At 38.9% G+C, this 26426-nt stretch carries 30 protein-coding genes; 10 read left to right on the top strand and 20 right to left on the bottom strand.

Annotated features, from left to right (window positions below; translation table 11 throughout):
* The 3 genes from BLR88_RS07565 to BLR88_RS07555 all read left to right on the top strand — a co-directional run.
* On the top strand, positions 1–289 hold a 289-nt coding region (locus tag BLR88_RS07565; RefSeq protein WP_139184941.1), incomplete at its 5' end, for a transposase.
* 32 nt (positions 290–321) lie between these two features.
* Positions 322–744 (top strand): LAGLIDADG family homing endonuclease, encoded by a 423-nt coding sequence (locus tag BLR88_RS07560; RefSeq protein WP_091260342.1) that lies wholly within the window; start codon positions 322–324, stop codon positions 742–744.
* 488 nt (positions 745–1232) lie between these two features.
* On the top strand, positions 1233–1898 hold the full coding sequence (locus BLR88_RS07555) for a hypothetical protein (protein ID WP_091260340.1): 666 nt from the start codon (positions 1233–1235) through the stop codon (positions 1896–1898).
* A gap of 508 nt (positions 1899–2406) precedes the next feature.
* Here BLR88_RS07555 and arsC read toward each other — a convergent pair.
* The 6 genes from arsC to BLR88_RS07520 all read right to left on the bottom strand — a co-directional run bounded on the left by arsC (position 2407) and on the right by BLR88_RS07520 (position 8345).
* Entirely contained in the window at positions 2407–2832 is a 426-nt protein-coding gene (gene arsC / locus BLR88_RS07550; protein ID WP_091260339.1) for an arsenate reductase (thioredoxin), read from the bottom strand.
* 39 nt (positions 2833–2871) lie between these two features.
* A complete protein-coding gene (arsB, locus tag BLR88_RS07545) occupies positions 2872–3936 on the bottom strand; it encodes an ACR3 family arsenite efflux transporter (protein WP_057900320.1) in 1065 nt (354 codons plus the stop codon).
* A gap of 10 nt (positions 3937–3946) precedes the next feature.
* Complete coding sequence (locus BLR88_RS07540; RefSeq protein WP_236781848.1) at positions 3947–4291, bottom strand: ArsR/SmtB family transcription factor; 345 nt, start codon at positions 4289–4291, stop codon at positions 3947–3949.
* A 482-nt stretch (positions 4292–4773) separates the two neighbouring features.
* A complete protein-coding gene (locus BLR88_RS07530) occupies positions 4774–6027 on the bottom strand; it encodes an McrC family protein (RefSeq protein ID WP_091260334.1) in 1254 nt (417 codons plus the stop codon).
* Positions 6028–6029: 2 nt separating this feature from the next.
* Entirely contained in the window at positions 6030–8093 is a 2064-nt protein-coding gene (locus BLR88_RS19950; protein ID WP_091260333.1) for an AAA family ATPase, read from the bottom strand.
* Positions 8094–8165: 72 nt separating this feature from the next.
* A complete protein-coding gene (locus tag BLR88_RS07520) occupies positions 8166–8345 on the bottom strand; it encodes a hypothetical protein (protein ID WP_091260332.1) in 180 nt (59 codons plus the stop codon).
* A 413-nt stretch (positions 8346–8758) separates the two neighbouring features.
* Here BLR88_RS07520 and BLR88_RS07515 point away from each other — a divergent pair, with 413 nt between their 5' ends.
* A complete protein-coding gene (locus BLR88_RS07515; RefSeq protein WP_091260331.1) occupies positions 8759–9004 on the top strand; it encodes a hypothetical protein in 246 nt (81 codons plus the stop codon).
* Between the two features lie 360 nt (positions 9005–9364).
* Here the strand turns inward: BLR88_RS07515 and BLR88_RS07510 are convergent, their stop codons facing one another.
* A complete protein-coding gene (locus BLR88_RS07510) occupies positions 9365–10867 on the bottom strand; it encodes an aldehyde dehydrogenase family protein (RefSeq protein WP_057898833.1) in 1503 nt (500 codons plus the stop codon).
* A 342-nt stretch (positions 10868–11209) separates the two neighbouring features.
* Between BLR88_RS07510 and BLR88_RS07505 the strand changes: the two genes are divergently transcribed.
* Entirely contained in the window at positions 11210–13039 is a 1830-nt protein-coding gene (locus BLR88_RS07505) for a sigma-54-dependent Fis family transcriptional regulator (RefSeq protein WP_091260329.1), read from the top strand.
* A 158-nt stretch (positions 13040–13197) separates the two neighbouring features.
* On the opposite strand, the gene BLR88_RS07500 is transcribed toward BLR88_RS07505, so the two are convergent.
* The 6 genes from BLR88_RS07500 to cidR form a co-directional block, all read right to left on the bottom strand.
* Positions 13198–14142 (bottom strand): S8 family peptidase, encoded by a 945-nt coding sequence (locus BLR88_RS07500; RefSeq protein ID WP_236781847.1) that lies wholly within the window; start codon positions 14140–14142, stop codon positions 13198–13200.
* Between the two features lie 14 nt (positions 14143–14156).
* Positions 14157–14438 carry a helix-turn-helix domain-containing protein gene (locus tag BLR88_RS07495; protein ID WP_236781846.1) on the bottom strand — a complete coding sequence of 94 codons (282 nt, stop codon included), beginning with the start codon at positions 14436–14438 and terminating at the stop codon, positions 14157–14159.
* A 6-nt stretch (positions 14439–14444) separates the two neighbouring features.
* Complete coding sequence (locus BLR88_RS18980) at positions 14445–14591, bottom strand: YvrJ family protein (RefSeq protein WP_139184939.1); 147 nt, start codon at positions 14589–14591, stop codon at positions 14445–14447.
* Positions 14569–15210, bottom strand: coding sequence for a sigma-70 family RNA polymerase sigma factor (locus BLR88_RS07485; RefSeq protein WP_091260327.1), 642 nt, complete (start codon positions 15208–15210; stop codon positions 14569–14571). The genes BLR88_RS18980 and BLR88_RS07485 overlap by 23 nt, the downstream gene beginning before the upstream one ends.
* A gap of 345 nt (positions 15211–15555) precedes the next feature.
* On the bottom strand, positions 15556–16359 hold the full coding sequence (locus BLR88_RS07475; protein WP_057898830.1) for an ABC transporter substrate-binding protein: 804 nt from the start codon (positions 16357–16359) through the stop codon (positions 15556–15558).
* Between the two features lie 105 nt (positions 16360–16464).
* Complete coding sequence (gene cidR / locus BLR88_RS07470; protein ID WP_057898829.1) at positions 16465–17367, bottom strand: cidABC operon transcriptional activator CidR; 903 nt, start codon at positions 17365–17367, stop codon at positions 16465–16467.
* Positions 17368–17478: 111 nt separating this feature from the next.
* Between cidR and BLR88_RS07465 the strand changes: the two genes are divergently transcribed.
* Positions 17479–17850, top strand: coding sequence for a CidA/LrgA family holin-like protein (locus tag BLR88_RS07465; RefSeq protein ID WP_057898828.1), 372 nt, complete (start codon positions 17479–17481; stop codon positions 17848–17850).
* Positions 17847–18536 (top strand): CidB/LrgB family autolysis modulator, encoded by a 690-nt coding sequence (locus tag BLR88_RS07460; RefSeq protein WP_175493574.1) that lies wholly within the window; start codon positions 17847–17849, stop codon positions 18534–18536. Before BLR88_RS07465 ends, BLR88_RS07460 begins: the two co-directional genes overlap by 4 nt.
* A 208-nt stretch (positions 18537–18744) precedes the next feature.
* Here the strand turns inward: BLR88_RS07460 and BLR88_RS07455 are convergent, their stop codons facing one another.
* On the bottom strand, positions 18745–19185 hold the full coding sequence (locus BLR88_RS07455; RefSeq protein WP_057898826.1) for a thermonuclease family protein: 441 nt from the start codon (positions 19183–19185) through the stop codon (positions 18745–18747).
* Positions 19186–19304: 119 nt separating this feature from the next.
* Here BLR88_RS07455 and kapD point away from each other — a divergent pair, with 119 nt between their 5' ends.
* Entirely contained in the window at positions 19305–19952 is a 648-nt protein-coding gene (gene kapD / locus BLR88_RS07450) for a 3'-5' exonuclease KapD (protein ID WP_057898825.1), read from the top strand.
* Between the two features lie 129 nt (positions 19953–20081).
* Here kapD and BLR88_RS07445 read toward each other — a convergent pair whose 3' ends face one another.
* The 4 genes from BLR88_RS07445 to BLR88_RS07430 form a co-directional block, all read right to left on the bottom strand.
* Positions 20082–20675, bottom strand: coding sequence for an LOG family protein (locus BLR88_RS07445; RefSeq protein ID WP_057898824.1), 594 nt, complete (start codon positions 20673–20675; stop codon positions 20082–20084).
* A gap of 1 nt (position 20676) precedes the next feature.
* Positions 20677–21234, bottom strand: coding sequence for a GntR family transcriptional regulator (locus BLR88_RS07440; RefSeq protein ID WP_257721604.1), 558 nt, complete (start codon positions 21232–21234; stop codon positions 20677–20679).
* A gap of 22 nt (positions 21235–21256) precedes the next feature.
* Positions 21257–21910 carry a M23 family metallopeptidase gene (locus BLR88_RS07435; protein ID WP_254778250.1) on the bottom strand — a complete coding sequence of 218 codons (654 nt, stop codon included), beginning with the start codon at positions 21908–21910 and terminating at the stop codon, positions 21257–21259.
* Between the two features lie 154 nt (positions 21911–22064).
* The gene (locus tag BLR88_RS07430; protein ID WP_057898822.1) at positions 22065–22685 is read right to left on the bottom strand and encodes a lysozyme family protein; all 621 of its coding nucleotides are present in this window, start codon (positions 22683–22685) and stop codon (positions 22065–22067) included.
* 414 nt (positions 22686–23099) lie between these two features.
* Here BLR88_RS07430 and BLR88_RS20360 point away from each other — a divergent pair, with 414 nt between their 5' ends.
* Positions 23100–23222 carry a hypothetical protein gene (locus BLR88_RS20360; protein ID WP_257721566.1) on the top strand — a complete coding sequence of 41 codons (123 nt, stop codon included), beginning with the start codon at positions 23100–23102 and terminating at the stop codon, positions 23220–23222.
* Positions 23192–24802 carry a DUF2339 domain-containing protein gene (locus BLR88_RS07425; RefSeq protein ID WP_091260324.1) on the top strand — a complete coding sequence of 537 codons (1611 nt, stop codon included), beginning with the start codon at positions 23192–23194 and terminating at the stop codon, positions 24800–24802. Before BLR88_RS20360 ends, BLR88_RS07425 begins: the two co-directional genes overlap by 31 nt.
* Positions 24803–24949: 147 nt before the next feature.
* Here the strand turns inward: BLR88_RS07425 and BLR88_RS07420 are convergent, their stop codons facing one another.
* Both BLR88_RS07420 and BLR88_RS07415 read right to left on the bottom strand, forming a co-directional pair.
* On the bottom strand, positions 24950–25840 hold the full coding sequence (locus BLR88_RS07420) for a peptidylprolyl isomerase (protein ID WP_236781844.1): 891 nt from the start codon (positions 25838–25840) through the stop codon (positions 24950–24952).
* Positions 25841–26099: 259 nt separating this feature from the next.
* Positions 26100–26360, bottom strand: coding sequence for a hypothetical protein (locus tag BLR88_RS07415; RefSeq protein ID WP_057898820.1), 261 nt, complete (start codon positions 26358–26360; stop codon positions 26100–26102).
* Positions 26361–26426 lie beyond the last annotated feature (66 nt).

Genomic DNA, 26426 nt, shown 5'->3' with positions numbered 1-26426 from the left:
TCTAACGTACTACAGTAAACGTTGGGCGATTGAGACTTATTTTCGTACCATGAAAAGCAACTTTTCCTTTAACGGTTATCAAATACGTAGTACCGTTGCAATTAAGCGGTTTTGGACATTGCTTTCTTTTACAGCCATGTTCTGCAGTGTAACAGGACACGGTGATATCTTAACAGGACTACGAAGTTGGCAAAACAAAAAGACAGAGAGTTGGATCGAATTTGTTTACTATGAAGCAAAGGCAGGAACGCAGCTGGATTTGATAAAAAATCAGTTACAAGCTGCCTAGGAGAACCTTCGGTTCTTTCTACATGGTAAATTTTGTATCAAATTTTGGGCAAGTCTAGTTTAATACTTACTTTTTACATTTTTCATTCAGGCGCGTTAAAATCTAGGGCGCCCAATGTACCAGAAGAATTCTTTTCTCATTTTGCTAGAGGCGTATTTGATGGTGATGCTTATTTTAAAACCGGTGCAGATGTAGTTGTTATGCGTCCAGGATCCCGTGTTCTATCCAAACGCCTTATGGATAAGCTAGAAGAGCTTGGCGCTGTTGCAGAATTAGATACAAAAGAAGATGTGTATCGCATTACAATCACTGGTATTGATTCACTACGCGTGTTTTATGATTGGCTTTACAAAGATGCTAGAGGGGTTTACATTTCAACTAAGCGAGAACAATTCACCAAGCGTTTCGACTATGATTTCTGGAAAAAACAACAACCGAAAAAATATGGATTTTAATTGATAAATTTTTATCACATTTCCACGCAATTTATTTTTAAATAGAGATTTAGACTTAGAGCATATAGGTAATAAAAAATTGGCTAAGAACTATCATATAAAATTTTCAGTGAAAAATGATTCTATCAAGTCAGATATTAATATTTAGAAATATCAAGACCGTTAATTTTATAGCCTTTTTGATAAACAAGCTTTCTTAATTTAATTAAGAAAGCTTGTTTTTTATATATCCAGTATAGTGATTAAAGGTGTAAGTTCCGAAAGAAGGCCAAGTTTCACGCTTTGAATTTACTTTAAATACAAACCTTTATATATATTCAATAAAAAAAAGAGTAAGTAATACCATTCAGTTGAAAATGTGTATATTGTATATTTTGTGAATTTTTAATTACCTTGACAATATTCGACAATTTTCCTCTTATTTACAATCAAAACTCATGTTAATATTTAGGAGAAGTTAAAAATTTGAAAAAAAGGAGTATGTTACAATGAAAAATTTACGAAAACTTTTACTTGTAACTCCACTAGCATTTTCTTTAGTTCTTCCAACTACTGGAGTTCTTGCTGGTGAATCAAATGATGCGCATGTTAAAGTAGCTGAAGTAGAAGCACCTAAGCTAGAGCTAACTCAAGAGAAAAAAGAAGATCTTTACAATCAATATGTTAAAATTGTTGCCGATGTAGCTGCACAGTATCCGGATTCAGGAATTTCTATTAACCCTTTGGACACGTTTAAAGATGAATATTTTATGTCACCTGAAGATTACAGAGCATTTGCGGTTAATTTGGCTACTTCGTCAATTGTGGTAGCACCTGAAACACCAAGCGACGTTATTACACCTTTTGCTACCGGAAGTAAGACAAAGTACGCTCAAATCACATTTGGTAGTAGTTCAAGAGAAATAGCCGTTACTGGGACTTTTACAATCGATCATTTCTTGGGAAGAATGGGTTTTACTGGGATTAAATCTCTTTCTTCTCAATCAGCAGATTCCAGAGGAACTTGGAGGCAAGGAGGTTACAATGGAAAAATCCTTGATGCGGGTGAAACAATGAATGTCAGTGTGGGAGGGACATATAGCGAAAATGGAATGAGTAAACCTTATAACTTTGACTTAGAATTTTATTGTTCAGGAACGGGAGAAATTAGCTGATTTTCATAGATATTAGGGATAAAAAGTGAATTCTTCATGGCGTCTTAAAATGCTGCATTTGCGTTCTAAGACGCTATTTTTATTTTTAAGATTCATACTATGATATTTATGTTCGAGAATTGTCCATTAATGTGTTATTATTTCTTATTTCTCATTATATTAGGAAATCTTGACTTTTGAGATAAAATTATGTCTATAAATGTGTTATTACTGTACGTCCGATAATATATATTATGTAAACTAATAAAATCCAATCGTCCCAATAACTCTCCCCTCTTCAAGTTCTTTATATGACGACATAAAACCATCCCCATTCTGCGACATAAACACATGAGCATAATTGACATAAAACTATCTTTATTCCTCTTTAATGCGTATACATTTATGTCACGATTTTATGACATAAATGTATACGCATAACTCACAAAAAAATATTATTTTTATCTGTGTATTTAGATGCCACCATAGGCTGCGTATACTAGGAATGATTCCATACAGCCTTAAATTTTTATTTTTCTTCTTGGGCAAAACGCTGAATTCTTTTTTCAATTTCGTCACGTACATGCTGGAAGAATGCCCATTTTTCTTCTTCCGTTCCAGTAGCTTTCGCAGGATCATCAAATCCCCAGTGATCACGCTTTACATGAGGAGGAGTCATTGAACATTTATCATTTGCATCACCACAGAGAGTTATCACATAATCAGCTTTATTTAATAATTCTGGATCAATAATGTCGGAGGTCTGATTTGAAATATCGATCCCCTTTTCTACCATGACCTTTACAGCGTTTGGATTCAATCCGTGAGCTTCAATCCCTGCGCTATAGACATCATACTTGTCGCCTAAATATTTTTTCCCGAATCCTTCTGCCATTTGGCTACGGCATGAGTTACCGGTGCATAGGAAATAGATGATTTTTTTATTATCTGTCATGATTATTTCTCCTTAGGATTTATTGTATTTCCTCTTTCCTTATATTTTTTGTTCTTTAAAGTATTTTCTCTGAAGCCAGAATGCAGCATTCACTAAAGCAATTAGGGCTGGAACTTCTACAAGAGGACCAATGACAGCTGCAAAAGCAGCACCAGAATTGATACCAAACACTCCGACAGCCACAGCGATGGCTAACTCGAAGTTATTTCCCGATGCAGTAAAGGCTAGAGTAGTTGCAATCGGATAATTTGCCCCTGCTTTTTTACTGAGATAAAACGATACAAAAAACATGACCACAAAGTAAATGAGTAACGGAATAGAAACCCGTATTACATCAAGTGGCAGTCGAACAATGACATCCCCTTTTAACGAGAACATAACAATAATAGTAAAGAGCAACGCGATGAGGGTAATGGGGCTAATTTTAGGGATAAATACTTTTTCATACCACTCTCTGCCCTTCGCCTTCACCAATACCAAGCGCGTTAGCATACCAGCAAGGAAAGGAATACCTAAATAAATAAAGACACTTTTTGCAACTTCGCTGATGGTAATATCTACGACAACGCCTTGTAAGCCAAACCATCCTGGAATAACCGTAACAAACACATACGCGTAAATGGAGTAAAAGAACACTTGGAATATGGAGTTAAATGCAACAAGTCCTGCGGCATATTCAGGATCTCCTTTCGCAAGGTCATTCCAAACAATCACCATGGCAATACAACGAGCAAGCCCAATCATGATTAAACCAACCATATATTCTGGATAATCACGGAGAAAAAGAATGGCCAATAAAAACATAAGAATGGGTCCAATAACCCAGTTTTGTAAAAGAGAAACCCCTAATATCTTTGTATTGCGAAATACATGCCCCATTTTTTCATAACGAACTTTGGCTAACGGCGGATACATCATCAAAATGAGTCCAATCGCTAAAGGAATGGATGTGGTTCCAGTTTGATATTTATTCAACCCTTGCACAAAATCTGGAGAAAAATAGCCAATTCCAATCCCAATAATCATGGCTGCGAATATCCAGAGAGTTAAATAGCGATCCAAAAAGGACATCCGTTTACGAACGGGAATTTCGATCATTTTCATCACTTTCCTTTTAGCCGTTGTTTTCCCTTTCACACATCATCGAATTTCTTTGTTTTTCATACACTTCCAGTTTTTCTTTAAGGGAAGGTGCATGCTGCAGAATAGCCTGAACCACCGGATGAGCCGATTCATCTAATCGATAATACATCCATGTTCCTTGTTTGCGTTCCTGTACTAATCCTGCCTGCTTCATTTTTCGCAAATGTTGACTAATTCCTGGCTGAGAAATACCAATCATTTCAACTAAATCACATACACACAATTCTTTTTCTTGTAAAAGTAATAAAATGGTAAGCCGTGTTTTGTCTGCAGTTAGTTTTAATACCTCAATCATTTCTTCAAGAGAACGCTCCAATATATTCGCCTCCAATTATATAATCTTATAACTATATTATTATTCACTTATATAAAATGCAATTCCCTTTTTACCATTTGGATGCCTATTTTATACGTTAGGTTTGTCGGTACGATCATTTTTCATAAAAGGAGTATTATTGCTTGGTAACGACAAATGAGGAGTTATGCACTGACTTTTATGTCGTAAATTTTACGACATAAAAGTCAGTGCATAAAAATAAAAAACCTTATAAAATAAGGTTTTAGAGAATTGATTAATGCACATAAAGCCATGGGAAGTTTAGAAGAATATCAGCCCCATCCTTTCCAACCGGTATTTTTAAATAAAAACGGCGAAAAACTGAACCCACGTGGTTTACATAAGATATTTATAGAAATCTTGCAAAAAGCGGGTCTGTCACCTCAAAGGAACTGTTCTAGTTTCAGCACTAATTCTATTCAGTCTTCACTTTATATTTTTTATAGCTCGAACCAATATCATCATATTTTTAAATATTCCATTAAATCATTTAAAATTCCATCTAAATTATCCCTACAAATATTAACATGAATAATTGTTATTTTAACTATCCCATTTTCCGTTTCAATCTCATATTTACCAAGAGGATTTATATATCCATTATTAATACGGAACATCGGATAAACTAAGATAATGTTTTTGCAATTATATGCTAGTGAATACGAAAGCATTTGATAAATATCTGCTTGTGACACATTTACGTCTATGCCATGAATAGGATTTTTATATTTTACATCAATAATCGTTTCGACTTTTCCATCTTTAAAAATAGTTATATCTGGTTTTAACATAAATGCTTTATTCTTTTTATCTAGATATTTTTGAGGCTTATGATAGAGAACTGAATACTCCTCTAAACCTTTTAAAGCTTTGTAAACCGTATATTCAAATAATTCATTTAAAGGAACTAAAAATGTAAATGTATATTCATCCCCATTAGACATGCCAGCTTGTTCATTATAATAAAACAATTTTGATAAATTAAATAGCGGAAGGTATTGATGATTTAATCTATTAAAACGAATCTTATCAAATATTGTTTGGTTTAATTTTATTGTCTGGACATGTTGTAGATACAATAGCCCTGTTTTTAACCTTTTCTTATTTTCAGCTATTTTTGTTATTCGTAAAAGTCTTTCAATAGTAGTTTTAAAAATCTGGTTTAGTAGAGTATCCTCCGTAAATTCTTCATATATTACATAATGCAAATAATTTAGATCACGATTTCTTAGCAGTGATTTTTGAAAAATGATTTTCCCTTTAATAAACTGTGTGTTTTCTTCAATTGGCTCGTATTGACGATGAACATTTACCTTGAATTGGTTAAGAAATTCTTTAATAAAGATCGCTATAAAAATTTCCAAAATATCATTTTGATATTTTGAAACCATCTTTGGGGTAGGTATTTCTTTTACCTTTAAATAGTTTGAGTAAGTAAGAAGGCGAAACAATAATTGTATAGAATGCTCCTTCTCTGCCTCTATTTCTCTTGATTCACCATCCCGGAAAATTTTAGGAAGAATTTGTATTTGTAAATTTTTAGATGCCACAAAGCCAACATATTTCTTTAACAATACTCGATGATCTGAACGTACAATAAAATTTTGGCTACCCCAAATCCGTTCAAAAGACTGAAGCTCTTTAGTTTGCTCTGGCGTAGGATTAACATAACAAGTTCTATCTTCAAACACCGTAATCATTTCTGAAGGCTTCATCTTTACTTCTCCGTGTAAATCGCCATAATGGCTTGTTCGAACTCAGTATATTGATTATTATTGGGCTTTATACTTAGGTAATGAATATTCCCATATTCATCTAAAAATTTTGAGCCAATAATTTCTTTGATTGTTTCAAAGTCTTGATAAAAATACTCCATAAGCAAAGGAAGAATTTTATAATACCATGTTTTATATAAATCTTCTAGAGTAATGATATCCATAAAATAGGCATGCCCAATTCGATGATCTCTATCTAAATGCTTTTGAATTTTTTTATTCAGAGCATCTAATAATTTGTCTAATTCTATTGAATGATTGACCCTTGCGCTTATATTTAAATACGGTTTGATAAAAATTGTAGGGTCAGGTTCAACTTCAAGAAATGCGAAACGTCTTCTTAATGCTGTATCCAACATCGCTATTGAACGATCAGCTGTATTCATCGTACCAATAATATATAGATTTTCAGGGATTGTGAAAGACTTTTTAGAATAAGGTAACGTAACACTTACATTATTTCGTTTATCTTTTTCAATTAGCGTAATTAATTCTCCAAATATTTTAGAAATGTTTCCTCGATTGATTTCATCAATTATTAGATAATAAGGCTTAATATCATTTGAAGAAACGTGTTGTTTTTCTTTATCCTCTACGTGAACCAGCTTAAGAATATCAGAAATAGATATTCTTGGTAGTTCATACACTGTTTTTAACGTTAATTTTTTCCGTCCATTAAGTTCAAAAATATCTACTGGTTCCTCAAACTCTTTCAACCATGCTACTTCTCTTGTGTGAGGATAAATCATTTTGGGATTGTATTTATAATCACCTTTTACAATTGCTATATCCCGAATAGTTGTTGGACCATCATAGACGAGAATAATATCCCCAATGCTCATTTGATTCACTAGATTATCTAAACTACTTGCATCCTGAAGCGGCTCAGGTTCATCATAAGATCTTTCTTTATTTAAACTTGTAAATATATCTTCATATGAGAAATTTGTTAGATCTTGATTGCTGAGCCAACCAACAGCAATAACTTTTTTTGTCTTACATTCATTATAAACATCATCACTGCTTCGATGTCCCAATGACACTTTCCATACCTTTGAAGAATCACGTATTAACTGAATGTCATTTGAGTGTATGTCTGCTTTTAATAATTGAGTAGATGCAGACTCTACAAATTCTTTTAGAATACCATCTTCTATCTTGTATTTAAGATCAGTGTTATCTTCATTGCTGAGTTGAGGACGAATTCCTTCGATAAATTCTTCATATGAATATGATTGATGGAAAGTTACAAATTTAACACGTTCTTCTTTCAAAACAGTGTCAAACTTCACGTATTTGCCATTTCGTTTAGTCTCAAAACATTCAATAATCTTTTTTGTAGCATAAGTTTTACCTGTACCCGGTGGACCATAGAGAATGAGGTTAGGGCTAAATTCTAATAAATCCGCATATTTTTTGTACTCCTCTAATTCTTCCAAATGTTCTTCTACATCATCATGTTCAAGATCTTCTCCCTCCCTAGGATTACTAATATCGTTTACGGATGAAGTTCTAGGTGTTTTTCTTCTCCCAACTAATATGTTGTCATAAAGCTGAATAGGATTATCGACAATAAAATAACCCTTGTCTTCTAGCTCTGAAAGGACACTTTTAATGTATTTTTCCTTATTTGGAGCTATATCTTCTTGGGCATACTTTAATAACTGATTTAACGAATATTTTGTTGGGTTTTTTTCGTTGTATAAATTTTGAAGAGGAAAATAAGGATGCCAAGCCCCATTTTGATATATTTTTATACCTACAATTTGTGTTTCACGGTTAATGATAATATTTATATCATTTTCTTTAGTATCTATTGCAGTATTTTCTAAGGTAATAAATATTTTTCTTTCATATTGAAAATTATAGCGGGTTGGATTATCAGGTGCATTGGGTGAAAGTTTTATCTCGAAAAAACCACACCCCATAGTCGCCTTAGATATTTTATTAAGTAAATTAATGTCATATTCAAAGTATGGATATTTAATAAATTTTTGAACACTCACAGGTTCTTCAAATATATGTACTTCATCAAATAAGACGACCCAGTTATCTTCCTTATGAATTTTGTTTGGCTTCTAACCATAGCCCTTTACCTTCCAAAGAACATTAATCTTAGAATTAAAAATCGGAAAAACATAATCTCCCGGCTTAATCCCTCCATACCAAGGATTGCCCTCTGGACCAGCAGCATAGAACTTCTCTTCTATCTGCTCCGGCTTATCCTTTCCAAACTTCCCAAAAAAAATTCTTCCCATTACTTAAACTCCTTTACTTTTACTATAAGCCTATTGTCTTATTTATATTATATATTTTATCTAACAAAACTGATCTTTTCATTTACATAAGTTACCCATCTATATCTCCCCTTATAATAGACAGTACATCCCCTTCTTTTTTCTGTCTACGTTTTTTTGTTCTAAAAAAAGGAATAAATTGGTGTTTTGACCTTTCATTTTGCATAGGAGCCTCAGGAAGAATAGTCAGTGAATGACGAAATGATCTAGCTCTACTGATAAGAATCCAGAATAACTTATAATTCTTACCTGTTTTAATTTTTGCATTAATATACCAATATACCCTTTTTCTGATAAAATATGATAATTCATTTTTGGCATTTCTCACTTAGAAAATAAGAGCAAAATGATACATATGAAATGGAGGGTTTATTATGACTCCAATAAATATGGGGCTATTAATGGGTGCCGTACCTTTTTTTATCTCTTGTTTTCTTAATTTGTTTCAAATCGTTTCTTTTGTTATTGGTCTTATCTTAATTCCCTTAGGTTTTCGTATAGAATTAGGTTACTTCAGTGTAGGAGCCGGAATACTTGTGACTTCTTTCTTTGGCATTGTCATTACCATCATAATACATGATTTTAACTATAAGAAACGAAGCGAAACGTATAACCCTTAATCTTGTTATGCTGATTCTAAACCCGTTTCAAAATTTTATTTTCATTAACCGGAAAGTTTGTGTTTAGAGTCTTTAAGGCAATAAAAAAGTAGGGTACCCTCGGAATTGTCCAGATCCCATAAAAGAAGAGTAACCCTACTATATCTAGTATCCCTCATTCCGATTTATCAAATCAGTTGAAATCCCTATTTCGAAATTTTATGAAAGAAAAGCTTGCACTCATTATGCGGGAAGAGCTAACGAACTTCCTGCAGGTGGAACAGCCTGATACTTTAAACAGTAAAAATGGGCAGAGGATGGTTTCCTCTATTTATTAAATCGTATAATTACATTAAATCCTCAAGAATAAATGAAGCATGTTTAATCAAGATTCATCCAGATAGACTTCACTTGTGTATATAATTCAAGCGCGTAAGACCCCATTTCACGACCAAAGCCGGACTGTTTATAGCCGCCAAATGGCACGGCCGCATCGAGCGCATTGTAGCAGTTTACCCAAACGGTTCCTGCTTCCAGCGCATGAGCAACCTTGTGCGCTTTTCGTACATCCGTCGTCCATACGCCCGCAGCGAGCCCATACTCACTATTGTTCGCACGCCGGATTACGTCAGCAATTTGCTCTTCATCATCAAACGGCATGGCAGCGACAACCGGCCCAAAAATTTCCTCTTTAGCAATTGTCATATGATCTTGAACATCGGCAAAAATGGTTGGCGGTATAAAATATCCGGCTCCTTCCAGCGGCTGTCCTCCGGTGAGCGGATTAGCCCCTTCTTCGATCCCTTTCCGCAAATAATTAGATACCCGCGAAAACTGCTCTTCTGATACCAGCGGACCAATTTGAGTCGATTCATCCATGCCGGCTCCCTGCTTAAGTTTGGATGCATAGCTTGTCATATCGGACAACACATTATCAAACACTTTTTTGTGCACAAATAGCCGTGAACCTGCGCAGCATACTTGCCCCTGGTTAAAGAAAATTCCCATTAAGGCCCCGGGGATTGCTTTGGAAAAGTCAGCATCCGGGAAAATAATATTCGGTGATTTCCCGCCGAGTTCAAGCGATACACGCTTCAAGTTACCTGCCGCCTGTTGCATAATTAGCTTCCCGACCTCTGTTGATCCCGTAAACGCAACTTTACGGATACGCGGGTGTTGAACAATCGCTGCTCCAGCCGTTGGTCCGTAGCCTGTAATAATATTAACGACTCCCTCCGGGAAGCCGGCTTCCTGAATCAATTTCGCCAAATAAATCGCAGAAAGCGGTGTTTGTTCAGCACTTTTCAAAATCACTACATTTCCTGTTGCCAGGGCGGCGCCCAGCTTCCATGTAGCCATTAGCAGCGGAAAGTTCCATGGGATAATTTGGCCAACCACGCCAACCGGTTCACGGCGCGTGTACGTAAACATGTTTCTGCCTACTGAATTATCAATTACCTCTCCAGCTATCTTTGTTGCCCAACCAGCATAGTAACGAAAATGATCGATAGAAAGCGGAATATCCACGGCACGTGCCTCGCGAATCGGCTTGCCGTTATCAAGTGTTTCGAGCTGGGCCAATGCTTCCGCATGCTCCTCTATTAAATCAGCGAGCTTCCAAAGCATTCTTCCCCTCTCGCTTGGTGTAACTTTTGACCAAGAACCTTTAAACGCACGTTCTGCAGCTTCTACCGCCCGGTTCACATCCTCCTTATCCGCTTCATATACAGAAGCGATTCTTTCGCCTGTAGCTGGATTGATCGTGTTAAACGTTCTACCAGAAAGTGATTCGACAAATTCCCCTCCAATAAATAATTTCTTCGGCTCACCCTTCAGAAAATCCTCTACACGTGGGTCAATGGAGACTGTAGCTATTTTCTCCATCTGCATTCCTCCTAACATATAAATTTATATAATTTTTTGATGATTCTGTTATACGCTTTTATGCATTTTCCATGCCAAGAGAAAACGTTTTCTTTTCAAGGAATCCTAAAGGCATCGTATTGTTCCATAACGGAACAATTGTGTCATTATGGAACAGGATACCCTTCTAATCTATCGAAACATTGAGTTCGTATCATTGCGTAAAACAGAAATTTCCTAACACCACGTTTCATTAAGGGATAATTCACACATACATTCGGACTTGAATCACCCAAAAATACGGAATATTATGATAAAATCTTTTTAAATGAGATGCTTATTTTAAATTAAGAGGTGAGAGAAATGCCGGAACCCATTAATACATGGTTAAAAAAGTCATGGGAACGAAGCCGAATGTACAACGTAGATCCAGCGGTGGCCAGGGATGCAATCCTTGGAGCCTCTGAATTTAAACAGTACAGGGAACAGAAAGAAGCATTTCTTCGGGAGATAAAACCGACGCTCGAACGTTTAGCTAATTGGTTGAAATCTTCTGGCTCTGTTGTAGTAATCTGTGATACAGCGGGATATATCCTGAAAAGCATGGGAGATCCGGTGTTTTTGAACGAGACAAAAAAAATTCATGTAGTAGAGGGCGCTTGCTGGTCCGAGCAGGTACGGGGCACCAATTCTGCAGGGACAGTAATTGTTGAGCAAAAGCCGCTAGCTGTAGTAGGAAGGGAGCATTATCTAGAAGAAAACCATATCCTATACTGCGCGGCTTCACCAATTTTTGATCCTCATGGCCGCCTGCTTGCTGTGCTTAATGTTAGCGGTTACCATGAGAAATACCACCCTCACATCCTTGGAATGGTGGATGTCATTGCGAGAGAAATTGAAGATCGAATTCTCATTCATCGCTCTGATAAACAAATACTCATTTCTCTTTACCCTGAACACAAACAAAACCAACAGGCATTGCTTGCAGTAAATCATGACGGGGTTTTAACCGGCACCAATCGGGAAGCACGGGAGATGCTACAACTTGATAAGTCAACAATTGGAAATGTTCATCTTTCTGAACTCATTTCAGATGTTCAACGGTTGCTGCAAAGACATGGTAAAATTTGTTCAAACGATATCTTTGCTCTTCAGGATAAAACAAAGGAGCAAAGCAGATGGATGGCCTCAGTATTGATTGATATGCGTCCCCATTTTAACGCACCGCTTGAAAAGCGAAATTCAAAACAGGCGACATCACTCAGAACTCCCTGCACATTTGCTAATCTATATGGTAATGACAGAAGCTTTCAGACCGCGATTCACCTCGCAAAAAAGGCGGCTGCAACCGATTATACAATTCTGATTACCGGTGAAAGCGGTACCGGAAAGGATATGGTTAGTCAGGCGATTCATCAGGCAAGTCTTCGGTCAGGAAAACCATTTGTCGCGATTAACTGCGGTGCGGTTACAAAAAGTCTCCTGGAAAGCGAATTGTTCGGATATGAAGCGGGAGCTTTTACAGGAGCCAAACAGTCTGGCCATCCCGGAAAATTTGAGTTAGCCCACGGTGGAACACTGTTTCTGGATGAAATTGCGGAAATGCCACCGGAAATGCAGGTAGCACTACTACGAGTCCTTCAGGATTTCACTATCACCCGGGTCGGTGGTACAAAACCAATTCGGGTTGATGTACGAATTATCGCCGCAACACACACGGATTTATGGAAAAAGGTACAGGATGGCAGTTTTCGAGCCGATTTATTTTATCGTCTGCAGGGGATACATATTACGTTGCCACCACTTCGTAAACGATCCGACCGTCTAGAAATTGCTCGTTTTCTACTACGAAATATTCAAGAAGAACTGCAAAAGGAAACTCTTTCCCTTTCTCCTGCAGCAGAGCGCTTAATCGAGAACTATGCATGGCCGGGAAATATCCGCCAACTTACTGGCGCACTACGTGAAGCTGCTTTTTTAGCAGACAGCTCAATGATTGATCTCGTCCATTTTCCATCCTATATTCTTTCTGACTATACACCTCATGTAAACAAACACGTCAGTTCACTCAAGCAATTGGAAAATCATGCAATTATGGAGACTCTACAAAAAACGGGCGGCAATATTTCGCAAACTGCACGTATTCTTGGTATTGGACGCAATACTTTGTATAGAAAATTAAAAAAAATATAAGTGGAAATCATCTTCATCTTTTTCACGCCTAATAACGTTAGCTATCGTCGATTCCCAAATACAAAACCCCCGCTTGGACTGCATGCAGTCCAAGCGGGGGTTTTTCTTTCCAAAGAAAACCTGAGTAAGGATAGGAGATTTTTTGTTTTTTCTTCTCCTTACCGAACGGGAAGACGGGATGCGACAGCCAGATTGAGCAGGCCGTTTCCTTCGGCGCGTGCACCGTATCCGAGCGGTACGGTACGTTTGCATAGCTGCGCGTAAAGCTCACTCTCCGTTAGCGTGCGTCCAAATTCTTGCTCGCAACGGTTAATAATAAGTGCCAATGCCCCTGCCACGTGCGGCGTCGCCATTGAGGTTCCTGACAGCACTCCGTATTTGTTTCCCGGATATGTCGAAAGAATATCCACGCCGGGAGCGACCAGGTCAACTTGGTTGTTCGTATTTGAGAATTCGGCCAGTCTCCCATGTAAATCAACGGCTCCTACCTGGATGACTTCATTATAAGCACCAGGATAGGAAAGTTCCGGTGTGTCGGGGTCGTTGTCCCCTTCGTTTCCTGCCGCGCAGACGACAAGCACCTGCTGGCGGACAGCCTTCACAATGACTTTATGCAATTCAGGTGAATCTTCGGGACCACCAAGCGACATTGTAATAATACGTACGCGTTCCCCGTTCGGTCCTCTCCACTGAAGCGCATATTCGATCGCGTCAATAATCCACTGATAGTCACCAGAACCATCTGCGGATAATACTTTTAAAATCAACAGGCTAGCTTTCGGGGCAACCCCGACTACACCTTTATTGTTTAAGATTGCGGCTACCGTACCCGCGACGTGTGTACCGTGGTAATGGTTATCTTCATAACGGTTAGGATTTCCGTTATAATCGGTCGTGAAATTTCTGCCGCCGATAATATTGTCTTTTAAGTCAGAATGGTCAAGCTGGCAACCGGTATCGAGTACAGCAACAACAACCCCTTCCCCATAGCGGGCACTTTCCCACTCTGCCGGAGCCTGAATCATTTCCACACCTTGTGGAATCTCACGGGTATACTCCTTGACCTCGGTTACAACAGTTGGAAATAGATACATTTTGCTCATACGTGTTTCCCCTTTCATAGTTTATTTACATGGTCATTGTCCACGGTATCAGACAAGCATTCGCCAGGTTTCAGGCTTTCAATAAATTCCCAAAAGCCCGGTGTCGCGCTTATATCAAAGCGGCGCAGCGCCCTGACAATTTCCGTTTTCACCTCTTGTTCGACGTCATCCCTGTCTCGAAATGGAATAAAACGGCTTGATTTTTTGATTTTCGGTTCAAAGAGATGAAGAATGGCACATAATGCTTCCGGATCATTCTCTCGCGCTTTATGGGCCAGTTCGTATAATGTCGCCACGGGGATTCACCTCTTTCTCATTTCATCGATCATGTCCTGCACATTTTCAGATAGTTGCTGGAAACTTTTCTCAAGGCGAAGCAACACATAAAATGTCACCGCGATTGGAAAGCCAACCTGACGAATAAAGTTAATCCATTCGCTCGGCTCCAACGCACTCACCCTCTTTGTAGAATAAACGCAAAGTACGTATGGCCTTGTTATAAGATTTGGCGACGGATTGTCGGGAAATGCCAAGAACTTGTCCAATTTCCGTATGCGTCAAATGATGTAAAAAATGCAATTCAAGAATATCCAGTTGCCTGCGGGTCAATTGCTGTAGAGCTTTATACAGCGAAGGATTTGATACGTGTTCCAGTAGATGTCGCGTATTGCGCACGACAATATCGATGACCTCTTCCTCTTTGTCTGCCACCTCATACTCCGGTCTGTTCGTATCCAAGCTGATGTCACAAAATGGTGCAAGCGAATAAGAGTGCCGCTTTTTTTCTTTCAGATAACAATCCCTGGAAACCCGTGAGATAAGTTTGGAGATGTAATGAATAAGACGTATTTCGGTGAAAAATTGCTGGAAGGCTTCGTCAAGTTTTTTGCGGTGATGGAGAGTTGGAATGCAGACGGCATCGACAAACAGTTTATAATATTCCGTATTACTTAAAAAGCTGTCGATTACCCGGTTTGATAGTTCATGTTTATGCTGTATAAGGAATGCGGTGAATATCGCTTCAAGATCTGGATACGATTCTTTGTACACGAACGGATATTTTTCCATTTCACCCCTCCCTTCACTCTATAAAGAAGGAAATACGGAAACATTTGACAACCCAGATTCAAAGAATCGTTCTAAAATAACAGAGATTATCATTGTGGTATAAGCAAAATTTACTAATAGATAAATGAATAAAGAACTAGGAGGAAAAATGTGTCCATTTGCAGATTCCTTGTCACAAAAAGATAAAAAGAGGAAGAGAACAAGAATGCCTGTCCTTTGGTTCTAACATATTTACTTTTGCCATCAAACATTCTTGTTCTTTTATTATAGCATGGAGCATACGAGGAAAAAAGAAAAAAATTCTAAAAAATCAAGAAAATGTAATGTCGTTTGTGGTCATGTGAGCTATTTGCGTTGTTGTTCAATGGTATGAATTAATGTATTGAAATATAGTGCCGCTTTTATCATACGGACACCGTACCATGAGAACATCTCCCCGTCTACCAAAAGCGGCACGCTATCAGGAAATTGTTCATGAAAAACATTTCGGTGCGTCTCTTTGAAAGGAAACGGTTCGGAAGAAAGAAAAATAAAATCAGGCGCTTCCTCACGCAAATCTGCCTCCATCACTGTCGGGTAACGCCCCGGAAAGTCTCGGAACACATTTACAAAACCGCATTTTTCAAGCAGCGAATGAATATACGTATGGTTGCCTGCTGCCATATACGGTTTCTGCCAAATAAGGTAGGCGACACGCACATCCCGCGTCGGCTTCAGCGAAGCAAAATTTGTCTCAATTCGCGTGATAATGTGTTGGGCAGCATCTTCTGTTCCTGTGATTTGACCCAAATCCCGAATCATTCGTAGGGCGTCCGTGTAATTTTCTACGTCTGTTACATACACCGGATAGCGCTCAGCCAGCGCTTCAACCATTTCTTTTGGATTTTCTTCTTTTTCCGCGATAATGAGATCCGGCTGTAATTCTTTAATTACATCCATTTTTATTTGTTTCGTTCCACCTACACGCCTGACGTTCTTTACTTGCTCGGCCGGATGGATGCAAAACTGTGTACGTCCTACGATTTTTTCCTTTAATCCGAGTGCAAACAGCGTGTCAGTCAGCGACGGGCAAAGTGAAATAATGCGCTGCGGCGGAAAGTGAAAGGTAACAGCGCGTTCTGCATGATCTATAACCGTCTTGTTTTCCATGGTTTCACCACCTGTGTATGATTCTATGAATCGGTCAACTATTTAATAAAAACAGAGCCTGGTAAACCTGTCCGTATTGCTACTGGGATTGGTATTCCAACCTCCCTACACTGATTTCCTTTTCCTTTTTCCAAAAAGGTCCTGGGTAAACCGAATCCATTCTCGTGCCGCAAACGAAAGATACCGATCTTTGCGCCAAATCATGACTAAATGCCAGGGGATGATCGGTTCAATGAGCGGCAGAACCCGAATCCGATCCGCATCAAGTTCACGACAAATCGGTTCCGGAAGAAGAGCAATGCCAAAATTAGCTGCCACCATTTCACTAATAAAATCCCATTGTGAACTCTCATATATCACGCGTGGCTGAAACCCTGCCTGCACACACTCCGCGATAATTCGATCATGGAGAGCAAAATCTTCGCGAAAAAAAACGAACGGCTCTTGTGCTAGCTCGCATAATGATACCGCTTCTCTATTTGCCAATGAATGGGATGGATGGACAAGTAACATCAACCTCTCCTTCACAAGCGAAAATGAATGAAACACCTCCTCATTTGTCGGTGATAGCACAACCCCGATATCCAGTACACCATTTTCAACATCCGCTTCTACTTTCTTTGCACCATCTTCTACAAGCTGAATTGTAACATCCGGATACTGCTCACGGAACTTTCCAAGCACTTTAGGAAAAAAACTTGACCCGATCATCGGGGGTAATCCAATCCGAATATGCCCCTTTTTCAAATTCATCAGATCATCCAGCTCGGACGACAAATTGTAAAATGAGTTTACAATATCCTGCGCCTGAGCAAAAATAATCTGTCCGGCATCTGTTAATTCTACCTGTTTTCCTAAACGATTAAACAGCACAACCCCTAGTTCCTTTTCAATATTTTTAATCATTTTACTAATGGTTGGTTGCGTGAGGTATAAAGCCTGGGCAGCTTTCGTAAAGCTTTTGCACTGTGCCACCTTCAAAAAACATTGCAAATGCCGTATATCCATTTCATATCTCCTTTTCTAACTATAGATAAAAGGAATAGTATACATTCTATATATGCATTTTACCTATGAAAACAAATAATGTACACTTTTCACTGAAAGGAGGGAAGAGAAGTGACAACCCTACTCAAAGGTGCGGGGCAAATTGCTCTTTTGTGCGTCTTTTCACTGGTCATGAACAAATTAGTCGACTTCTTTCATTTAAAAATACCAGGCAGCATTTTAGGTATTTTTATCATTTTTACTTTACTACAAACAAAAATAATCCGGCTAGAATGGGTTGAATTGGGCGCAAAATGGTTACTGGCAGAGCTGTTGCTATTCTTCATTCCATCGGCTGTTGGAATTATAAAATATAAAAGTGTTTTGGTAAATGACGGAGTATATGTAACCATGGTCATTGTTTTCAGCACGGCCATTGTCATGGCCTGCACAGGGCTAGTAGCAAAAAAAATCGCAGAAAGAAAGGAGCAAAAACCTTCATGATGATTTCTCTTTTTAGCCTCATTTTCACAATGAGCCTTTACTGGGGAGCCAAGTGGTGTTATAAGCATAAACCGAAAGTCTATTTGTCTCCCCTGCTTACGACACCATTATTTATCGTTGCTTTTTTATTTTTGACTCATATCTCGTATGAATCATACAATACAGGCGCAAAATGGCTAAGTAATATGCTTGAACCGGCCACCATTGCATTCGCTGTTCCACTTTATAAATATTTCAATATATTAAAAAAGCACGCGACTGAAATTATTGTCAGCGTGCTATCAGGTTCGGTTATAGCCATTGTTTCGTCATTGTGTGTTGCTAAAGTGCTACATCTAAATACGCAAATTGTTAATAGTCTGATCCCACGTTCCGTAACCACACCCATTGCCATGGATGTGTCTGAAAGCATTGGCGGTATACCTACTATTACAGCCGTATTTGTGATTATGACCGGATTGCTCGGCACAGTTATTGGGCCGATTATCATCCGGTTACTGCGGATTGAGAATGAGATTGCCCGAGGCGTACTTCTTGGTACAGGAGCGCATGGTGCAGGTACTTCAAAAGCTTTTGAACTTAGTTCCATTACAGGTACGATTTCCAGTTTATCCATGATTATGGCAGCGCTCATTACCTTATGTATGGCACCATGGCTCGTGCCCATGATACTGAGAATTTTTTGATTTATGCACCTCTGAATCGTACCGTTCTCGTCTATAAGATTCCATACTGTCGGTTCTGCGTCACCTTTTCCCAGCCCATCTCCTTTTACCAAAGGTGCCAATTCTGTGGCCACTGAAGACTGTGCGGAATCGCAAGCAAGCGCCCCCCTTTATAACAGTGTGCAAGTTGGTTGAAAATAGTAGGGTTAAGTTTATACGCAGTATTATTTTACTTTTGTGCCTGTTTAAGAACTTTTATGTACATTGTTTGATCTGGCGTCTGAAAAGCGCGCGCGTAGCCTTTTGCAACCATGGTGTGATTTACCATTTCTCCTCTCAGCCACACGTAAGCCAGAATGTTTCCTTTTTCATCTCTTGCTTGTTCGTCATATTCGAGCGCAACTTGCTGACCGGTGACCTTTTCTTTTAAAAACCACCTCGCTTCTCGTGTTGTGGAAATCATTATGCCTTGCAGGCGAACAGTATAGCTCTTTCCATCTATCATAGCCAGAATTGTATTATCTTTTGTTACTTTATAGACATAGGCAGTAACAGTATCACTGGGTATACCTTGTTGCAGCTTAGCTGGTTCATTTGTCAAATGCCAATAGGCAACTGCAAAGAAACAAAGAAACCAAAAAAGAAATACTAGATCATGTGGACGAAACACAATGATTCTCCCTTCTCCAATATGTCCTCTTTATCCATATGTGTACAGCGCCCAGGAATTGACTGATTTTCTGTTTAAAAATAGAATGAAAAGAAGAAAAAGAAAAATGGGGGGCACAGATGAAAGAACGGTATATGTTCATTGACTTTGAATTTACAACGTTTGACAAAAAAGAAGCTCCGAAAGGCTTTTTCCATGAGGTCATAGAAGTGGGGATGGTTATCATTGAGGAAAATGAAATTGTCGATACATTTTCCTCGCTGGTCGTTCCTGTCTTCTTTCCCCAGTTGGGCGAGAAATGTATCAAGCTGACTGGAATTACGCAACAAGACGTTATGGAAGGCATCGAATTTAAAGCAATGATTGACGAACTGCTTGCACAATACATACGGGAGAAGACAACGCTTGTTACATGGGGCGATTTGGATATGAAGGGATTACGCCGCAATTGTCGGGAACACAATATAAAATTCCCTTTTTCCGTAATGCTGGAAGATTGGCTGGATTTGTCCAAAGCATACCAGTTCTACTATGGGCATAAAGACACACCTGGCCTATGGTACGCTTTAGACAAATACGGATTGGCTGAAACGGCACAGTCGCACCGTGCCCTTGACGACGCGATGGCAACATTTAAGGTCATGCAGATGATGCAGAAAGACCAGTGGGTATATACGCGGGAAAAACCAAAAATGCAAACATCCATTGCAGATTTAATGGGGAGCCAGATGACGCTTTTGGAAAAACTGAAGCAACAACTTTCCTAAAAAGTAAATAGCGCCCCCCGTTTTTTGTGCGGCGGCGCTTTTGATTTGAATGCATATGGTCGAGGGAAAGTGAGGGGTTCTGAACGATCCACCTAAATTCCTAAAGCGGCTGACTCTTATTCACTATGTTTATTTATTTTTATTATATTCCAGTTCACTCCATTTATTTGTCTTCACAGGTGGCTTGTATGTACGAATCTTCTCTAGGAGAATTATTGGGTCGCTTTCGCAAATAATAAACTCTTTATGTGTCGAAGGCATAAAACCTCCTTCTACCGCTTTTGCAATCATCTCCATTAAAGGGTTGTAGTAGCCTTCTACATTTAATACTGCTACAGGCTTATTATGTATTCCTAGTTGTCCCCAGCTAACAAACTCAAAAATTTCTTCAAATGTTCCATATCCTCCAGGAAGAGCAATGAACGCATCGGAAAGCTCCCCCATCTTGGCCTTTCGTTCATGCATATCTTTTACTTCATAGAGATGAGTGAGGTTCTGATGAACCACTTCTCCACGGAACAAGTTTGTAGGCATGACGCCTATAGCGGTACCACCTTGCTCTAATACCGTATTCGCTATCGTACCCATAAGTCCGATATTTGAGCCACCATATACTAGCTCAATTCCTTTTTTTACCAACTCTTTCCCGAGCTGAATGGCAGATTCTTTATACTCAGGATGAGTTCCGGGATTAGATCCAGCAAAGACACAAACACGCTTCATTTTATCGCTCTCCTATTGTTTTTAAATTGTCCAATGTCATTATATTATATATTTCAAAACAAAGGGTACGAAAAAAGATGAATAAGGTTGTTTGTGTCCAAGTAATGGGGGTTAATCCGTAAAAAACATCGTGAAAGGACTCGTCTGCTTGAATAGCTTGAATAATATCGTTTTGTTCAAGTGAAACCTTTAAATTATTATTACTTACCTCCATCATTTTTATATCTGAATCCTTTAACAAAGGAACCGCAAGTCGAGCAGCTAAAGAATGTAAGGCTGCTACGACAGTAAATGCATGTTTTGCCTCCTCTGGTTTTAATGGCGTTACACGGGTAGCGGAACCGGGAACAGATTCTACAAGACCCTCATCTTCAAGACGTTTAAGCGCCTCTCTAACTGGGGTGCGGCTTATTCCAAAGTCTTCGGCTAGTTCCTTATCATTCAAACGTTGCCCCGGCTCTAACTTCAACATTATAATAGCTTTTTTTAAGGTCTGATATACTTCATCTCTAAATGACAAATTGGTAAAATATTTATATAAAAAATAGAATAGGAATATGGAATGGAGTGCTTCTGGTTCTTCATCGAATGATGTTGTTTCTTACAAGAAATTTGCCATTGAATTTGATCGGAATGCCTTCTCCATCTTTTTCTGCATGGATATGCAGATGCGGCTCTGTCGTGTTTCCGGAATTGCCCACTCGTCCAATCGGTTGACCCTCCTGTACAACTTCCCCTTCTTTCACTGCAACACTGCCTTCCTGCATATGTGCCATATAGATCACTGCTTCTTCATTTTCACACACAAGAGCGACATAATTTCCCTCCGGTCTTTCAGAATCCATATCCGGTGGCATGAGGTCAGGTGCATCATTTCTTACTTTCAGCACTTTACCGGTACAAGGACTTATCACTTCATCACCGTAAATCATGTATCGATCAAGCTGTTTTGGATATATGCCATTCGAACGCATACCAAGCGTATTCAATTTCACAATATCCAAGGCATACTTTTGCGACGGATAGGCATTATGATTATTCATTTGCACATGATTGCCACCTTGGAGCACATAATAAGTTCCTTTATGCAATGGGAAAGACAGTTCAATCGCTTTTTTTCCTGTCACATAACTACTAAAAACAAAAGTATTATATATGCCAAACACAAGCAAAAGCACTGCATAGATCGCCATATATACTTTCTGCCTGCGGCTGAATTTGATACGAAGCGGCAATGCCCGCGCTTTTTTCCATGATCGGTAAGTCGATAAAGTTTTGTGCTACTTTTAATCGCTTCTTTTGTCATTTTATCATTATTTTCATGATACGTATCTTACATTTTTAGAATAAAAAAATACTCCCCTTCATATAGGAGTATTTGAATCGTTCTCAACTTGCTTCCATTGTATTTTTTATACGTTCTCGCTTTTGCAAGACTTTTGTAGTATAAGAAAAATCACCGTAGCAATAGGGGTATCGAAAATTGTTGCGATCCTCTCCACAATTGTAGACATTAGGTTCTTTTTTTACCTGAATTGCGGAATATTGCTTTGCCAGTTCTTCCGTATGCTTCTTACCATGTGCAGCTATAAAGTCAATGTATCCTTTCCCCATATTATACGCCTGTATAACAGTAGGGAAGTCGACTTTCTTTTTTGTTCCGTACGTAAGAACGTCATTAAAATGTTTTACCCCCTGTCGGATGCTCCAGGCAGGATCATTGATTGTATTTGGTGGAAGACCGGCCGACTCTGATGCCTGCATTGGGTCGCCTCCTTCCCCTCTGCTTTCCTGATGCATCAAGGCAAGCAGCGTAAGTGTATATTCTTCCAAATGATACTTTCTTAATTCAGCTCGTAACATAGGTTCATACTGCTTAACTTTCTCGTACCTATCTATCCTAGGGGGTGTCGGGGTATCATAATCCGTTCTGTAAGTAAACAGTAACGCCATAATGAAAAGCCCGAACATGATAGATAGGATACCTATCCATTTCTTTATTCGTTCCATTCTTCTCTCCCATCGCTATATCTCTTTATGCTTTATGTATATACGTTCTGAGTGCTCATAGCATAATAGAAACGACGATAAAGCAAATCAACGAACCAATCCAACCATATAATATACATCCGATGTCTTTTGATCAATACCCTGCGGTTGAAGTAGTGTTACCGTATCTTCTCCGAATTTGAGATACATAACTAATTTTGCTGTCATATCATTCTGCATCTCATGTATTTTTACTTATCGTATCTTCTCTCTTATCTAATTTTTTATATCATCCATATTTACCAAATAATTAAAATATATATTTTTATTTCTTGTGAGAATCTTATGATCTATTCCATAATAGAGAAAATACCGCAATCAATAAAGAAAATGCCGCATGGATTACAAAATTTAGAATGAATGGGAGGAACAAATATGAATCTTATTCCTTATGCCGGTACCAACCACGCGCTATTTGTTTTGTTTGAAAAAAATGATTATATCAAAAATGAAAAAGGAGGAAATGTATGGATCAAGAACAACGAATTGCCGAGTTAGAGGCCCGCGTGGCGCAGCTGGAACGAAAAATAGCGGCCCTTCAGCCCCAAAAACCTACACTGACTGGGATAAACAACGTTTCGCCTGCGGTGAAATCGCACACGGTGTCAGAGAAAAAAGAGCCGACAGACTGGGAAACACTTATCGGTCGTGTCTGGCTGCCACGCATCTTTGTCATCGTGCTACTGGTCGGCATTGTTTGGGCATTTAAAGCTTCGATTGATCGAGGATACATTACCGAACCTGTGCGTATTGTGCTTGGTTTTATCGTATCCGGGTGGCTCCTCTGGATGGGGAGTCGTCAAATGAAGCATCAACGAACCGGGCTTGGCCAGGTTTTGTTAGGAGCTGCCATTTGTATTGTGATACTGACGACATTTGCTATGCATATGCTGTACGGATTTATCCCAGCTTCCCTAGCCTTTCCGCTCAATATCATCTGGATCGCGGGCGGTGTCTTTTTATCGTATCGCCATCGGTCACAGGCGCTGGCTGTGCTATCATCCCTAGCCGGTGTATTTATTCCGTTTCTTGTAGAAAGCCATAATCCGAATTCTTTGTTTTTTGTTGCATACGAGATAGCATTGTACGTCACGTTTTTATATGTGGCAATACGAAAGCAATATCTCGTTTTGTATTACACGTCGGCAGCTCTGTTACAGATTGTTTTCTTTCTCTTTTTCATCATTACTGGAGGCGAAGAAGGAAGTACTTTTGCGGTTGGCAGTATAATTCAGCATGCAGCCCTGCTTTTGTTTTTCCTGCGACAAACCGTGTACATGCGCAGTCAGACAGGTATGCTGTTTACTACATTTGTACTGACAACGGTATGGCTGAACATCGCATTTGCTGAAGTACAGGTAGAATGGATGCTGCTTGGCATATTTGTGTTGTATGGAAGCATAGCTTATGCTTTGCTGGGACGAAACCGGAAGAAAGCGGCCGTTGCCATATCGATCGCTTCTTTCGCGCTAGCAAGCTATATACTGTACGTACTGGAAAACGAAAATGAGACGATAATGATACTGTTGGAAGGAACGCTGGCATTGTATCTGGGGATTGTCCTGCAGTCAAAGTTACAGCAAATTACTGGTGGCCTTATTTATGGTCTCAGTCTGATGGTAACCATTGCGCGTGATATTGAATTTGTCGTTTCATCAGTGACGTTCAACTGGTGTGTTATGCTCATTACGGCAGCCTGGTTATATAAACTGCTTAAGCAGAAGAGGCTATTTAAGGAAGAAAAAGTATTACGCATAATGGGTGTAGGTTATGCATTTTTGTTGCTTGTTTTTTTAACGGAAATTACCGGAGCGGTCATGCGTGAGATGTCGTTTGAAATAATGCAGCTAGCTATTTCTACAGTTTGGGCACTGTATGCAGTGGCAGGAATTCTTTATGGTGCGAGAAGCGCCAACAAAGATCTGCGCCGCCTGGGAATGGCGCTGCTTATTATAACACTGCTGAAAGCAATTTTCTTTGATTTACCGTTTCTGTCGCTTCTTGTCCGTGCTGTTTTGTTCATTGGTCTTGGCGTTATTGGACTCATTGTATCGCGCTTTTTCTATACAACTAAATAAATGTACGTTGAAATTTCAATATTTGTAATGTGGCATGAGGAAGAGGAAAAGATTCGTTTTTATCTTTTCCTCCGTCTTCTCTTCCTTCTGTTGACTAAAACACACTTCCCATCCATATCAGACAGCGCAATGTTAAAAACAACCAAATTATGATTTTGTGTCTGTTTGTTTCTTCGTCAAGAAATTCTCGATTTTATATTCGGCCCTCTTCTCTTCCATCCAAGTATTGTATACAGGCTGCATTTTCTTGGCGAATAACATGTCTTTTATTTCACTTTTGCTTTCTTCATAATTCGCTTGTTTCGCTGGCTTTTTTTGTTCTACCTTAATAATGTGGTATCCAAATTCTGTTTTCACTGGGTCGCTGATTTTCCCTGGCGCTAATGAAAAGGCGACTTTGTCAAACGGTTCTACCATCTGGCCCTTGCCAAAAAAACCAAGATCGCCTCCCTGATCCTTATTGTTTATATCTATCGAATATTTTTTTGCCAGCTCGGCAAAATCTTCGCCAGCCGCTAATTTCTTTTTCACTTCGTCCGCTTTTTCTTTCGTTTCTACCAAAATATGGCGGGCTTTTACTTGCTCTTCCGTTGCAAACATCGCCTTGTTTTCTTCAAAATACTTTTTCATTTCTTCTTCAGTTATTGGAACTTTCGGTTCAAGCAGCTTTTTCACTTTTATATTGATGGCCGCATCTTCTCGCAGATCCTGCAAAGAAAAACCGGTTTGTTTCAACGCTTCATTAAATGCTTCTTCCGTTCCGAAGGAATCCTTTACTTTTTTTAACTCCTTATCTATATCCGCCTGTGAAACGGAAATGTTTTGCTTTTTGGCTTCCTGGTTGATGATACTGTTTGTAATTAAGACGTCTAATGCTTGCTCTCCATTTTGTTTCACCATAAAATTATACAAATCATCCCTGCTAATCGTTTCCCCATTTACGCGAGCTACGGCTTGTTCATTTGAGCATGCACTGGTGATGAGCACAAGCCCGAGCATCAAAATGAGAAGTAAAAATCGAACATTTTTTTGAAACACTTCCTCGTTCTCCTTTCTAAATTTCCTTTTAGAACAATCAATCGTTTACACATCAATCAGCATACCATTTCTTCATGAAAAAAAGGGGAACAAGGAAACATTCATAATCTTCTCACTTTATGATTTCCATTTAGGGGAATGAAAACAAGCGCAACGGGACACAGAAAAAATAAAGAGATTGGAAATATCATCCAACCTCTTTTTTTCCTGCTTTTCGATTTTCCAACTACAATACCGGTATCCAAACGAAAAAATACATTCAATAAAAAAGGGAGCCACGATAAAACCACTGGACAATGATGCCTACGACTCCAAGGCCAATCGCCCACCATCCCAGGGTGTTCGCCTTACTAAACACTGTGATCAATCCAAGGATTACGGCAGCCCCGCCAAAAAGAAGCGGAGCGTAGAAGAAAGCAACAATCCCCGCTACGATGCCGATCCACCCCAACCATAGAGCAGAGGTATCACGTGTTTCTTCCTCTCTTGTTTCCTTTCTTGTTTCCTTTACTTCATCCATTTTATCACCTCCTTCAACTTTTAGTATTCCCGGCTTTTTTGCATTTGTTCCGTTCCTTCACAGTTT

This window comes from Aneurinibacillus thermoaerophilus (assembly GCF_900099925.1).
In the GTDB taxonomy this organism is placed as follows: Bacteria; Bacillota; Bacilli; order Aneurinibacillales; family Aneurinibacillaceae; genus Aneurinibacillus; species Aneurinibacillus thermoaerophilus.
Note: the sequence above shows the minus strand (reverse complement) of the source record. Positions and strands in the feature narration are given on the sequence as shown.